Below are 13,127 nucleotides of genomic sequence, written 5' to 3'. Positions count from 1 at the left end.
ATCACGCCGGGACGGCTGCGCCTCGGTTTTCGCGGATGGGCAGGTGAACGATGGCGCTGAAGGCGCCGATGGCGACGCCGATCCACCAGACCATCGTGTAATCGCCGTAAACGTCATACATGCGCCCGCCCAGCCAGACGCCCAGAAAGCTGCCGACCTGATGGCTGAAGAAGATGATGCCATAAAGCGTGCCCATGTAGCGCAGCCCATACAGATGTGCGACCAACCCCGAGGTCAAGGGCACGGTTGCAAGCCACAGCGACCCCATCACCAGCGAAAAGACGATGACCGAGATCGGTGTTATCGGAAAGATGATGAACGCCGCCGCCGCGAATGTGCGCGCGGTGTAGACCCCCGCCAGCAGGTATTTCTTGGGAAAGTGGTTGCCCGCCCAGCCGGCCAGCAAGGTGCCGCCGATATTGGCCAGACCGATCAGCGAGATCGAGATGGCCCCCAGCGCAGATGTCGAGGTGATGCCGATGGAATGGAGGACGCCGCCGGGCTGAATGGGGCCGCACATTTCGGTCACGAAGGCGGGGAAATGGGCGGTGACAAAGCCCAGTTGATAGCCGCAGCTGAAAAAACCCAGAAAGATCAGCGCATAAGACGGATCACGAAAGGCCCGCCCTACGATCTGGCCCATGCTCTCTTCCAGTTGTGCGCGTATGGCGGGTTGCGGCGCGCGCATGAAAGGCAGGGTCAGCACAAGGGCCAGAATCGCGGCGGCAAAGACGATGAAGACCTGTTGCCAGGGCAGAAAGCTCAGCATCCACTCGGCAGCGGGCGCGCCCAGTACCTGTCCGAAACTGCCCGCCGCCGTGACGATGGCCAGCGACATCGAACGGTTTTCGTCTGACGACGCCCGCCCCACAACCGCCAGCACCACGCCAAAGCCGGTGCCCGCGATGCCAAACCCAACCAGCCAGGCATAGGTCTGATGTTCAAACGGGGTCACGGACCAGGCCGACAGGACCATGCCCGCCGCATAGGTCAGCGCGCCCAGCACAATCGCACGCCTGTCGCCGACTTTTTCAGCAATCGCGCCAAAGATTGGCTGGCCGATGCCCCAGGCCAGGTTCTGAATGGCAATAGCCATCGAGAAATCGGTACGCAGCCAGCCGAACTCCTCGGCAATGGGGATCTGAAATACCCCGAACGAGGCGCGCACGGCAAAGCTGACCGTGATGATGATGCAGCCCACGATCAGGATCGGATTAAAAAGACGCGCAGAAGGGGGCATTCAGACCTCGGAGTTCCTTTTGCCTGAACGCTAGAGGTTTTTCGCTATCGGTCAAATCAGCAGATTTGCCGCTTGAGTTAAGGAAATTTGATGCGTCAGGAAAATGCCCGCTTTTCAAGCGGCAACCCGGCGGGTAAGGCTCGGGCCTATGACGGATTTGATTTCGCTGTATGAGGCGCGCGTCGCCGATGGCACCCTGACGCGGGATGACGCGCAAGAGGCGGTGCTGCCCCATTTCGAACGCATCCGCGCGGCCCTGTCCGTGCCGGTCAAGCGGGGGTTTTTCCGCAAAGCCCCGCCCGCGCCGCAGGGGCTGTATCTGTGGGGCGGTGTCGGGCGCGGCAAGTCGATGCTGATGGATATGTTCGTGGACGCGCTGGAGGGTATCCCGGCGCGGCGGGTGCATTTTCATGCCTTCATGCAGGAAATTCACGCCGGGATGCATAAGGCGCGCCAGGAGGGTGTCGAGGATGCTTTGGCCCCGGTCGCGCAGGAGGTGATCAAATCGGTGCGCTTGCTGGCCTTTGATGAGATGCAGATCACCGATATCACCGATGCGATGATCGTGGGGCGGTTGTTCGACCTGCTGCATGCGGGTGGGGTTGTGGTCGTCACCACCTCGAACCGGCACCCGGATGATCTGTATAAGGATGGGCTGAACCGGCAGCTGTTTTTGCCCTTCATTGCCCATATCAAAGAACAGTTGCAGGTGTGGGAGCTGGTCTCGCCCACCGATTATCGTCAGAACCGGCTGGAGGGCGTTCCGGTCTATTTCACGCCAATCGGCCCCGAGGCGCGGCAGAACGTGCGCAATGTGTGGAATGACCTGTCGGGTGGTGCAGCAGAACCGCTGGTGCTGCAGGTCAAAGGGCGTGCGGTTGAGCTGCCCGCCTTTCGCAACGGTGTGGCGCGGGCATCCTTTTATGATCTGTGCGGGCGGATGCTGGGCCCGGCGGATTATCTGGCGATTGCAGAAGAGCTGAAGGTGCTGGTTCTGGAAGACATTCCCCGCCTGTCACGCAGCAATTTCAATGAGGCCAAGCGGTTCGTGACATTGATCGATGCGCTTTATGAGGCGCGGGTGCGGTTGATTTGTTCCGCTGCGGCCGAGCCTGAGATGCTGTATGTCGAGGGTGAAGGCACGTTTGAGTTTGAGCGCACAGCCTCGCGCCTGCGGGAAATGCAGGATCAGGATTGGGGGAAATAGGGGGCTCTGCCCCCGCCGCACTTCGTGCGTCTCCCCCGAGGTATTTTTAGCCAGATGAAGCTGCGCGAACCGGGTTCAGCCGTTTTCGCGCAGGATGTGACCGGCCAGATAGAGTGAGCCGCAGATCAGGATGCGGGCCTGCGGGTTTTGGGTGGTGATGGCGTTGAGGGCATCAGCGACGCTGTGTGCGGTGGTGGCTGGCAGGTTGACTTTGGCAGCAGCGGATGCGGTGTCTTCCGCGCTGAGTGTTGCGGCCTCGCCGGGGATGGACACGGCGGTCAGGCTTTGGGCCTGTTGGGCCAGCGGCGCCAGATAGCCGGTGACGTCTTTGGTGTTGAGCATCCCACAGATCATATGCGTGGGGCGTTGCGGCAGTTTCGCCAGCACATCGGCCAAAGCAACCCCGGCGGCGGCGTTGTGGCCCCCGTCCAGCCACAACTCGGCCTGGGGGGCGGCCTCGACCAGCGGACCCGTTTTCAAGCGTTGCATTCGGGCGGGCCACTCGGCACGTGTCACGGCAGCCTCATAGGCGTCATCACCCATGTTCAGGTGGCGTAGGACTGCGATTGCAGCGCCTGCGTTCTGGATCTGGTGTGCGCCCAACAAGTTCGGCAGCGGCAGGTCGCGCAAACCGGTTTCGTCCTGATAGATAAGGCGTCCGTTTTCCTCGTGCACATGCCAGTGTTGGCCGTGGATCAATAGCGGTGCGCCCAGACGAGCGGCAGTGTATTCGATAACCTCGAGCGCCTCATCCTGCTGCGGCCCGACGATACAGGGTACGCCGGGTTTGATGATGCCTGCCTTTTCGGCGGCAATCTTACCAAGCGTGTTGCCAAGGAACTGTTCGTGGTCAATGGAAACGGGCGTGATCACCGTCACAGCGGGCTCATGTATCACGTTGGTGGCGTCCAGACGGCCACCCAATCCGACCTCAAGCAAGGTGTAATCCGCCTGCGTACGGGCAAAAGCCAGAAGGGCTGCACAGGTCGTGATTTCGAAATAGGTGATGTTTTCGCCATTATTCGAGGCGTAGCATTCGTCCAGCACCTCTGTGAGCGCGGGTTCCGAGATCAGCTCTCCGGCCAGGCGGATACGTTCATGAAAACGAGCCAAATGCGGTGAGGTATAGGCATGAGCCGATAGCCCTGCCCCTTCAAGACCGGCTCGGATCATGGCCTGTGTCGAGCCCTTGCCATTAGTGCCCGCGACATGGATCACCGGTGGCAGTTTGGTCTGCGGATTGTCCACTGCGGCCAGCAGACGCCACACGCGGTCCAAGGTCAGGTCAATGATCTTGGGGTGCAGCGCCATCATCCGGTCAAGGATGACGTCAGAAGAGGAGGATATCATTTTTCAGCCGAGGGTGCGGCCGCTTCGGCCTCTTGGGGTGTGGGTGCAGGCAGATCGCCTTTGACCGCAGGCGGCTGCTTCATCAGCATACGGGTGATGGTGATCAGTTCGTCGCGCATTTCGGTCCGTTTGGTCACACGGTCCAGCATTCCGTGATCCAGAAGGTATTCGGCCCGCTGGAACCCTTCGGGCAGTTTTTCACGAATGGTCTGCTCGATCACGCGGGGGCCGGCGAAACAGATCAGTGCGTTGGGTTCGGAAATATGCACGTCGCCCAGCATCGCATAAGACGCGGTCACACCCCCGGTAGTCGGGTGGGTAAGGACGACGATATAAGGCAGGTTCGCTTCTTTCAGCATCTCAACCGCGACCGTGGTGCGAGGCATCTGCATCAGGCTCAGGATGCCTTCCTGCATCCGTGCTCCACCGGCTGCAGAAAACAGGATCAGCGGGCGTTTCAGCTTTACCGCCTCTTGCGCGGCAGCGATGATGGCATTGCCTACGTACATGCCCATCGAACCGCCCATGAACGAGAAGTCCTGAGCAGCGGCAATGATCGGGGTGCGGCCAATTTCACCAGCGGCGACCAGCATCGCCTCTTTTTCGCCGGTCTTTTTCTGCGCCGCCTTCATGCGATCGGGGTATTTTTTCTGATCGCGGAACTGAAGCGGATCATCCTTGGGGGCAGGTACGTCGACTTCGGTGAAAATGCCGCCGTCAAAGAGATGCGCAAAGCGATCGCGCGGGGTGATTGCCATGTGATGGTCGCACTGGGTGCAGACATTCTGGTTTTCTGCCAATTCGCGGTGAAACAACATGGTTCCGCATTCGTCGCACTTGTGCCAGAGATTTTCTGGCACTTCCCGGCGAGAGAAAATCGAGTTGATCCGGGGGCGGACGTAGTTTGTGATCCAGTTCATATCGGAACCTTGCTGATGCGGCTTTGACGTCAAATAAGACGCTACGGAAAGAAATGCAATCAACGCCTGAGTGCAAGTCGTGCAGCGAGCCATCCGACAATCATCACGGCGAAATCGACAAGTAGCCACTGCCGCAGAACATCAGTATCCGACATGTCGTATGGCAGCACGTAAAGCGCAAGACTGCTGAGGCTATCGGGCAGCGAAATAAACAATAACGCAATGATGTTATTAAAGAAATGTAGCGCGATTGCAGGCCCCAACGTGCCTGCTCGGGCCGTTAGGTCCGCAGCCAAAACGCCAAACATGCAGGACCACAGCGCGATAAGACCAGCATTGGAACCGGCGGTTCCGGGCGCGTAGTGACCAGCTGCAAATAAAATGGACGGCACACCGATCCAAATAAGTGGCGACCGGAATCGCGCCGCCAAACATTGTTGTATATAGCCGCGGAACAGTATCTCTTCGGCGCTTGTTTGAATCAGGACGGCTGCAAGCGACAAAGGTAAAAACATCAGCCATGTCGCAAGTGGTGTATTGGAGATCAACTCGGTGCCCATGTCGTAAGGTGGCAAAACGGCAACGGCCGCTCCAAGCAAGAGCAATGTCCTGAAAACGCGCCAGAATTGGACAAGGGTTTCCGGAAACGGGCCCAAGACCGATCGCAAGTTTCTGTGGTGTACTTGCCGTACGGCCAATCTTACTCCGACGGTCACGAATGCAAAGCTGGCCAGCAATACAAGCAGCGCGAATGGTGTCGATCCGGTCAAAAGCCCAGCGGCCCAAGCGGAGGATCCCGCCCAAGCCGCGAAAGCGAAAATCACAAGGTTCAATGCGATAACGACCGCCACGATCAACCCTAGACCCGCAAAAAGCCTCCACAATTCAGGGTTTGATCTGGCCTGGGCCACCAGCACTTCATGGGCCGCATAAGTCGAACGTGTTCGCTTGCCCATGTTCAAGTTTCCGGACTTGCAGCGTCGGTGCCTTCAAAGAAAATGGTCGAGTCCTTTTCGTTTACACGGACGGCGAGTGATGTCAGGTATCCGGCCACTGTTTGCAACAGCTGCGTTGCGACTTTTGCGTCGCTATCAACAACAGCGCGTAGTTCCTCGGCTCCTATCCGTAAAAAAGAACAATCGCTAACAGCCACGAGGTCCAATTGGCGCGGATCGCCTGTGATGACGGACAGATCCCCAATCAGTCGACCAGGTTCGACATCTGAGATCGGCCGCGCTTCTCCGCCTTCTTCAGGCCATTCCAGCCTCGCTTGACCAGAAATACACAAATAGGCGGCATCTGGAGCCTGTCCGCGTGAAAAGATCACCTGACCGGCGGTTGCGTCATACCATTGGGCAGAAAAGGCCAGCAGTCTTTGGTTGCGGCCATCGACACCCGAAAACAGCTCGGTGGACGAAATGATCTTGAGCTTGCGGCTCAAATCGGCCGTGGCATCTGGCTCGTCTTCAACGCGAGCTTTAGATACGCCGTCAATCCGACCGTCCTTGATTTCCACAAAAAGGTCATAGGCTTCGGGGTGGTCAAACCGGTTTTCCATGAAAATCATGATTGAGTCAGGCAGCAATTCACGCAGCTTGAGACGTGTACGCAAACGGCTTTCCGAATCGTGGCTTGCCAACGCTGTGTCCAGAATCAGAACGTCGGGTCGCTTGATCCCTGCACGGGAAAAGGCCGCACGTTCCTGGAATACTGTCGGCAGATTGTTCCCGCCCAGACCTGATGGCAGGTCATAGATGATGGCCGCTGCGCGGCGGCGCAAACCCGCTTCGTTCATCGCTTCGGCGACAACATCTTCGATGTCGTCGGCGTGGGCACCCGCCGTAAGAGAAATCCGTCCGAACAATGCGTTTTCCATAACGGTCATGCGGTCGATATAGGTGTCTGGGGCGACAGGAATGAACATGCCATTCATTGAGGCGCGCAACCTTTCGGCCTGACCGCTGCGGATGGAAAGAATCTTTTCCTTATATTCATCGGGAAAGTCGGGGCCGATTTGCTCGGCAGTTAACAAAAACGGAACGGTTAGCAGCAATGCACGTTCACGTTCGTTGATGGCATCGTCGCCCTTGGCCTTACGGCGATCTTCAATGTCCAGCAAACGGTAGTACATGTCCTTTGTCATGCCCAGCCGCAGGAACAGAGGGTGATCTGTCCCGTCGCGACCGAAAGTCTGGTTCAGCGTGTGCAGAACGGCCCGGGCTATAGCCATTGCTTCGTCATCCAGATCATGTGCCCGCAGCATTTCCAGGAACCGCCCGTCACCGGCCAGAATGTCCGGAGATATATCGCGGGACGGGGCTGCGTACAGCAGGTTGCCGCCCAACGGCACAGCCGGGTTAAACCGGTCGGGATCGAACCGGTATACATATCGGTCCAGGTTTTTTTCGCGCAGCCGCTGCGCGACGCTCTCGCGTAGCGCTACAACGTCGCGCGCTAGCGCTGGATGTTGCGCCGGATCAAACTGTGTACGCAAAGTGCGACGGAACATGAACTCGTCGATCCCCATCGCTTCGACCAGTTCGAACCACCAGTCGCGAATCTGGTCGGCGTTTTCCAGTCCCGCAAGACCTGGATCAATCCATTCGGCAGACAGCGAGTCGGTTGGGTTCCCAGATCGCTCGGCTTCGATCTGCCACCGTTTTTGGGTTTTTGGTTCATCATCCGGTTGTTGCGGACGGGTGCGCAAGGGCATCAAAAGATTGTCCCCCAATGTCCCGTCAAACAAGTACGGGCGCGAATAGGCGTATCCGATACGGGCGGCAATGACGGCTTGATGCAGGCTCGCAAGGTTATGGCCTGCGATCTTTACATCACCCTGAACCGGCAGCAATTCGCGGGTCAGCACCTGCGCTAACGCGCTGCGCTCGGCCGCGCTTGAGGATTTGATCGCGACCCGAGCGCCACTTGGGATCGTCAGGTCGATGTCTTCAAGGATCGTTTTGCCGTCATCGTCGCGGACAGTCACATTGTGCAACTCGATGTCGCCTGTAAGGCGCGGGATCGTTTCAGGCTCACCTACGAACAGCTCTTCCGGGATCATGTTGTCCGGCGCAAAACGCTCGGTCACGATTTCCCAGCGCAATGACATGTCCTGAACTTGATTGTAGTAGGTCAGGAGATCCTTCCAAGGGCCACTCAGATCTTTATACGCGCCCAGAGCCGCAACAAGCGCGCCGACCGTGACCTCTCCGGTGATCGCAAGATAACCGCCGACCGAATAAAACAGAAAGGGCGTCATCTGAGTGATCAGATTGTTGAGGAACTTCATGAAGAACTTTTTGTTGTAAATCTTGAAGCGGATCTCGAACAAAGTCCCAAGTCGGTAACTGAACTGCGCCAGGCGATAACGCCATCCACCGTTCGCGCGCAGATCACTGATGCCAGCTGCACTTTCGCCAATCTCCGAGCTCAGCTGTCGCACCTGCTGAATACGATCCTTGTTCAACAGGTTAATCTGGCGCTGCAGTTTTGGGATCAGCCACGCCTGCAATGGGATCAGGGCGATACTGGCAAGGCCGAACCACACACTTTGCATGAACAAAAAGGTGACGATGGTCATCATCTGGCCGAATTGGAACACTGGTTGTGCGATGGCGTCACCCATTAGCCCGCCCATCGGTTCGGCCTCAGACGTGATCATCGACACCAACTCACCCTGACTGGTGGTGGCAAAGTACGATTTTGGGAACCGCATGGTGCGGTGGATCAAGGTGAATCGCAAACGCCGCAGCATCCGCTCGGCCAGCACGCCCTTCATGGTGTTGATGCGCATCTTCATCAACCCGCTGGCGATGACCGTGGCCAGAAATGCCACACACAAGATCAGCAGGTACTGAACTTGCGTGACCGTTATTCCGAAAACAGTAACGGTATCTGTCGGCGCGCCAATCGCGTCGTTGATGATCTGTTTCGGCAACTCTAACGAGGCGTAAAGGAACGGGAAGGACAACACTGTAAGCACCAGCAGGAAAAGCTGCTGTTTCTTGGAATATTTCCAAATAAATGAAAAAAGAGTGGGTTCCATGCCCCGGCCCTGCCTCAAGGTTTTGGTACGTAGTATGCGGATGATCCACGGCAATCAGGTGCCGGACGGTACGCATTGGCCCGACCGATTGCAAGAACGGTGGACCGCCTATCAGACAACAAACCGCCTGCCCACTAGAAAGCGTTAGCTGAAAATCAAAATTTAATCCCCGCTACACCGTTTGCGCCTTATCTTTGACCCGGTCTTTGATTAAAGAAAGGCAACTTCAGGCGATGGGACCATGGGCAAACTTCTGGATCGCTATATTCACCAACGGGTTCTTGCCCGTTGGCGCCAAGCTGCGCAGGATGCGTCGGCTACAAAAACGCTGCAGTTGAGAAAACAACGTGATGAAGCCCGCAAACTGCGCTTTCATCTGGACAGTTTGATTTCTCAAGCCGACAATAGGTTAAGGTGGCCGTCGGTCGGGTCCGAGCAGTTTCCCAAACCTCTTGGAACGGATTGGTCCTGGCGTCCGGATTTGTGGCGTCGGCCCCTGCCCCGTCGAGGTGTCGCGTCGGCCCCGCGCAAAGCAGAGTTGGACGGTCAGGTGACATTGTTCCATGACTGCGCCCTGTGTGAGATAGCCGCGCGACAAATTAGGAATACCAAGGATAAAGACCTCGCTCCATTCGGCCTAAGCACAGAGGTATTTGCGTTCAGCGGGTCGTTCCTATCGGTGTCAGTGGAACTGCCACCTGAGGCGACCCGGAATCTGACCAAAGAGCATCTTTTCCGAGTCGATCTCAGTTTGCGGACGGAACGCGAGATAAGCGCCATGACCCGGCTGAACATACAGCACGGACCGAACACAGATCAGGTGCTGCGCGGGTTAGAGCGATGTGATACGTCCCACGCGATCGATTTTGACCTGGCGCATCTGCCTTTGAATGAACAGCGGATTCAGAAGGTCTGGTTGGACGTGATTTTTGACCGTCCTTCTATGAACAGCGTTGTGCTGCACGATCTGACCTTCTGCCGACACCACCGAGCCGATTTGTGAGGCCCCGTCAATGAAACAGCTTTCTCTCACGCCTCTATTTCTGGAAAACGGCATTTGGCAAGCTCATTTGACCGCAGACGAAGAACCTTGCGTCAAGGTCAGATACCGTAATCAGGAAATTGTGGACACCGAACTGACAGAGGTGGATGACGGGTGGCGTTTAACTGTGCCGGTCCCCAATTCAGCTTTATCGGATGGGGTGCACACATTTTTAGTTGTCGATGAAGCGACCTCGGAAAAGCTAGGCGATTTCTCGATCATAGCAGGCTCACCGGTTGAAAATGATCTGCGGGTCGAGGTTGAGCTGTTGCGTGCCGAGTTAGATATGTTGAAGCAAGCGTTCCGCAGGTCACACAGCGCTTCGGACTAACCTTCTGCGAATACGTTCCCTCTTTTTTCTATCTTAAAAACCAATTTCATGCATCACTGGTTCCATTTTTTAGACTCAGGATGTTTAAATGGATCGCACCAGCATAATCAAAGTCATCGCGTTGATGGTGACTGGGTTTGGCATCGGAATAGACTTTACGGGTGCATTGATCCTGGTACCGGCGATCGAAAACAGCTTTGACGCGGATATCACCAGTACTCAATGGGTTTTGAACATCTATGCTCTGTTCTTTGCGATGACGATGGTCGCCGGAGGGCGGATGGGAGATATGTTTGGCCATCGTCGTATGATGCTGAACGGCCTTGTTATTTTTCTGTTCGCGTCCCTTATGTGCTTTTTTGCGCCCAGTTTGGATTTTCTGATCGTGTCCCGGGCGTTACAGGGCATCGGTGCGGGCTGTGTCTGGCCGTGTACATTGGCCTTTGGTGCGACCAAAATATCGAAGCCTGAACATCGCGCGATGATTATGGGGATGATCCTCGCTGGCGTCACGACCGGGAACGTCATCGGACCGCTGATCAGTGGCGCGGCGGTCAGTTTTGGTGACTGGCGTTTGTTTTTCCTGGCTAACGTGGTGTTCTCAACCATTTCAATGGTCACCGCGCTGGTGCTGATGGAGCGGGAAACCCAACACAAACAGGGCGAGCATTTGGATTTTGCCGGGATGGCCGTTTTGTCTTTTGCCGTTTTGCTTTTGCTTTACGGGTTGGACGTCGGTGCGGATTGGGGGTGGGTGTCGCCGCCGCTTCTGATGCTGTTCTTCGTCAGCGCTGCTTTGTTCGTTGCCTTTCCAAAGGTCGAAAAGCGCGTGAAGGAACCGTTGCTGTTGCCTCAAATGATGCAAAATCGCGAGTTTCGGATCACGTTGGGCCTGAATATGTTCAATGTGTCGGCGGTTTTTGTAGGGTTACTTTATTTTCCTCAATACATGCAAAAGGTTCTGGGCTGGTCCGTCTTTCACTCGGCGCTGGGATTGGCGCCCCTCACCTTGTTGCTGGCAGTCGGATCTATTGTATCCGGTACTTTGTACAACGACTTCGGTCCCAAACGCCTGTTGCTATGGGGGTATCTGTTCGCCACGTTTGGAGCAATCAGCATCGTGGTGATGCCAACCGGTCTTGGATATTTCCAGATATTGCCAGGCATGGCCATGATCGGGCTCGGTGCAACATTAACGGTCGGACCTTCGGGTACAGCCGCCGTCAGCGCAGTCAAGCCGGAACGCGCCGGACTTGTAGGCGGGTTGAGCTTTATGACCCATCTCGTGTACGGGGCGATCTCGGTCGCGATTGCCACGGCCATTATGTACGTCACCAGCTTGTCCAACCTTACCAGACAGCTTGGCGCGGACGGGATTCAGATGTCTGAGACCGACCAGAGGGCCATAAACGGCGGCACGCTCACCACGGACTCTGCAAAAGCTGTCATGGCTAAACTCAGCTCGGCCGAAGGTGAAAAGGTTAAAGCCGCGATCGCTTCGGCGTTTGATGCTGGAATGAATATGGCCTTTGTTTTTGCCGCCCTCTCCGTTTCGGTCGGAGTAATCCTTGCCCTACGGTTGAACGAAGAAAAATTACGAAAGATCGAGGAGTAGAAAAGGGCCGCCTTTTGAGCGGCCCTTTCTTGTTACTGGGATGGGCCGTTCGGGTTGAAGGCCGACAAACCCTTGAGGATATCTATTGCGTAGGCCAACTGATAGTCCTCTTCGCGCAGCTCTGCCGTCGCTTCCGCTTTTTCGCGATCTTCCTCGATCTGACGAATTTCATCTTCGCTGAGGCTGTCATTGTTCAGGCTGCCACGCAGATCAGCTTCTGAGCGCGAGGGACGGTTGCTTTCTTCTTCCTCTGCAGTGGGTGCAGGGCGCGGCTGTTCTACAATAATGTCCGGGCTGACCCCAAGTGCCTGAATCGAACGTCCTGATGGAGTGTAGTAGCGCGACGTGGTCAGGCGCATCGCCCCATCCCCACGCAACGGCATGACCGTTTGGACCGAGCCTTTACCAAAGCTTTTGGTGCCGACAACGATGGCGCGGCGGTGATCTTGCAGCGCGCCAGCCACAATCTCGGAGGCCGAGGCAGAACCGCCGTTGATCAGAACCACGATCGGCTTGCCTTCAGCCAGATCGCCAGCGGTAGCGTTGAACCGTTCGCCCTCGCCCGGATCGCGACCACGGGTCGAGACGATTTCGCCTTCGTTCAGGAAGGCGTCCGAAACCTTGATGGCTTGCGTTAGCAACCCGCCAGGGTTGTTTCGAAGGTCCAGTACGACCCCGTTAACTTTGTCGATTCCACCGATCTCTTTGATCTGTTCGTCCAGACCGGCCTGCAGGTTCGGGAAGGTCTGATCATTAAACGTGGTCACTCGCAGCACAACGCTGGTGCCTTCAGTCCGCGCGCGTACGGCGGTCAGTTTGATGGTATCGCGAACAATTGTGACGTCGAATGGTTCCTGCTCGCCTTCGCGCACCACGGTGATCACGATCTCGGACCCAACCGGGCCACGCATCAGATCAACGGCCTTGTCTAGCGTCAGACCCAGAATACTTTCACCATCGACATGCGTGATGAAATCGCCCGCCTCGATTCCAGCTTCGTCCGCCGGAGTGCCATCTATAGGCGAGACGACTTTGACAAACCCTTCTTCTTGGGTGACTTCAATTCCCAACCCGCCAAACTCGCCTCGGGTCTGCACGCGCATCTGTTCCGCGTCATTGGGGGACAGGTAACTGGAATGCGGGTCCAACGATGTCAGCATCCCGTCAATTGCAGCTTCGATCAAATCTTCCGAGTCGACCTCTTCCACGTACTGTGCGCGAATGCGTTCAAAAATGTCGCCAAACAGATCAAGCTGTTCGTAGACACTGGCCTTGCTTTCGGCCTCTTGCGCCAGCAACGGCCCAGCGATCTGAGTTGTTGCAATTACGCCTGCCAGGGTTCCGGCCAGACCGGCCATCACAAATTTCTTCATACTC

At 56.6% G+C, this 13,127-nt stretch carries 10 protein-coding genes; 4 read left to right on the top strand and 6 right to left on the bottom strand.

Annotated elements, in window-relative coordinates; translation table 11 throughout:
* Position 1 precedes the first annotated feature (1 nt).
* Entirely contained in the window at positions 2-1,240 is a 1,239-nt protein-coding gene (locus J7380_RS12870) for an MFS transporter (protein WP_209196188.1), read from the bottom strand.
* Between the two features lie 148 nt (positions 1,241-1,388).
* Between J7380_RS12870 and zapE the strand changes: the two genes are divergently transcribed.
* Positions 1,389-2,447, top strand: a complete 1,059-nt coding sequence (gene zapE, locus J7380_RS12865) for a cell division protein ZapE (RefSeq protein WP_209196187.1) — start codon at positions 1,389-1,391, stop codon at positions 2,445-2,447.
* A gap of 75 nt (positions 2,448-2,522) precedes the next feature.
* Here the strand turns inward: zapE and J7380_RS12860 are convergent, their stop codons facing one another.
* The 4 genes from J7380_RS12860 to J7380_RS12845 are packed head-to-tail and all read right to left on the bottom strand — an operon-like array spanning position 2,523 to position 8,762.
* The gene (locus J7380_RS12860; protein WP_209196186.1) at positions 2,523-3,797 is read right to left on the bottom strand and encodes a folylpolyglutamate synthase/dihydrofolate synthase family protein; all 1,275 of its coding nucleotides are present in this window, start codon (positions 3,795-3,797) and stop codon (positions 2,523-2,525) included.
* The gene (gene accD, locus J7380_RS12855; RefSeq protein ID WP_209196185.1) at positions 3,794-4,717 is read right to left on the bottom strand and encodes an acetyl-CoA carboxylase, carboxyltransferase subunit beta; all 924 of its coding nucleotides are present in this window, start codon (positions 4,715-4,717) and stop codon (positions 3,794-3,796) included. The genes J7380_RS12860 and accD overlap by 4 nt, the downstream gene beginning before the upstream one ends.
* A gap of 59 nt (positions 4,718-4,776) precedes the next feature.
* On the bottom strand, positions 4,777-5,673 hold the full coding sequence (locus J7380_RS12850) for a type II CAAX endopeptidase family protein (protein ID WP_209196394.1): 897 nt from the start codon (positions 5,671-5,673) through the stop codon (positions 4,777-4,779).
* A gap of 2 nt (positions 5,674-5,675) precedes the next feature.
* Positions 5,676-8,762, bottom strand: coding sequence for an ABC transporter transmembrane domain-containing protein (locus J7380_RS12845; RefSeq protein WP_209196184.1), 3,087 nt, complete (start codon positions 8,760-8,762; stop codon positions 5,676-5,678).
* 241 nt (positions 8,763-9,003) lie between these two features.
* On the opposite strand from J7380_RS12845, the gene J7380_RS12840 reads away from it, so the two are divergent.
* From J7380_RS12840 to J7380_RS12830, 3 genes are all read left to right on the top strand, one after another.
* Entirely contained in the window at positions 9,004-9,765 is a 762-nt protein-coding gene (locus tag J7380_RS12840; RefSeq protein WP_209196183.1) for a DUF6478 family protein, read from the top strand.
* 10 nt (positions 9,766-9,775) lie between these two features.
* Positions 9,776-10,135: a hypothetical protein gene (locus J7380_RS12835; RefSeq protein ID WP_209196182.1), complete on the top strand. Its 360-nt coding sequence runs from the start codon at positions 9,776-9,778 to the stop codon at positions 10,133-10,135.
* Between the two features lie 88 nt (positions 10,136-10,223).
* Positions 10,224-11,750: an MFS transporter gene (locus J7380_RS12830; protein ID WP_209196181.1), complete on the top strand. Its 1,527-nt coding sequence runs from the start codon at positions 10,224-10,226 to the stop codon at positions 11,748-11,750.
* 32 nt (positions 11,751-11,782) lie between these two features.
* On the opposite strand, the gene J7380_RS12825 is transcribed toward J7380_RS12830, so the two are convergent.
* Positions 11,783-13,123: a S41 family peptidase gene (locus J7380_RS12825; protein WP_209196180.1), complete on the bottom strand. Its 1,341-nt coding sequence runs from the start codon at positions 13,121-13,123 to the stop codon at positions 11,783-11,785.
* Between the last annotated feature and the right edge of the window lie 4 nt (positions 13,124-13,127).

Source organism: Ruegeria sp. R8_1, from assembly GCF_017743815.1.
Taxonomy (GTDB): Bacteria; Pseudomonadota; Alphaproteobacteria; order Rhodobacterales; family Rhodobacteraceae; genus Ruegeria; species Ruegeria lacuscaerulensis_A.
The sequence above is the reverse complement of the archived record's forward strand: the minus strand, read 5'-3'. Positions and strand labels throughout refer to the sequence as shown.

What these genes read in the sequence shown, in the direction of transcription:
- J7380_RS12860 (WP_209196186.1), bottom strand. Translation starts at nt 3,797, where the DNA reads ATGATATCCTCCTCTTCTGACGTCATCCTTGACCGGATGATGGCGCTG.
- J7380_RS12845 (WP_209196184.1), bottom strand. Translation starts at nt 8,762, where the DNA reads ATGGAACCCACTCTTTTTTCATTTATTTGGAAATATTCCAAGAAACAG.
- zapE (WP_209196187.1), top strand. Translation starts at nt 1,389, where the DNA reads ATGACGGATTTGATTTCGCTGTATGAGGCGCGCGTCGCCGATGGCACC.
- J7380_RS12850 (WP_209196394.1), bottom strand. Translation starts at nt 5,673, where the DNA reads ATGGGCAAGCGAACACGTTCGACTTATGCGGCCCATGAAGTGCTGGTG.
- J7380_RS12840 (WP_209196183.1), top strand. Translation starts at nt 9,004, where the DNA reads ATGGGCAAACTTCTGGATCGCTATATTCACCAACGGGTTCTTGCCCGT.
- J7380_RS12830 (WP_209196181.1), top strand. Translation starts at nt 10,224, where the DNA reads ATGGATCGCACCAGCATAATCAAAGTCATCGCGTTGATGGTGACTGGG.
- accD (WP_209196185.1), bottom strand. Translation starts at nt 4,717, where the DNA reads ATGAACTGGATCACAAACTACGTCCGCCCCCGGATCAACTCGATTTTC.
- J7380_RS12835 (WP_209196182.1), top strand. Translation starts at nt 9,776, where the DNA reads ATGAAACAGCTTTCTCTCACGCCTCTATTTCTGGAAAACGGCATTTGG.
- J7380_RS12825 (WP_209196180.1), bottom strand. Translation starts at nt 13,123, where the DNA reads ATGAAGAAATTTGTGATGGCCGGTCTGGCCGGAACCCTGGCAGGCGTA.
- J7380_RS12870 (WP_209196188.1), bottom strand. Translation starts at nt 1,240, where the DNA reads ATGCCCCCTTCTGCGCGTCTTTTTAATCCGATCCTGATCGTGGGCTGC.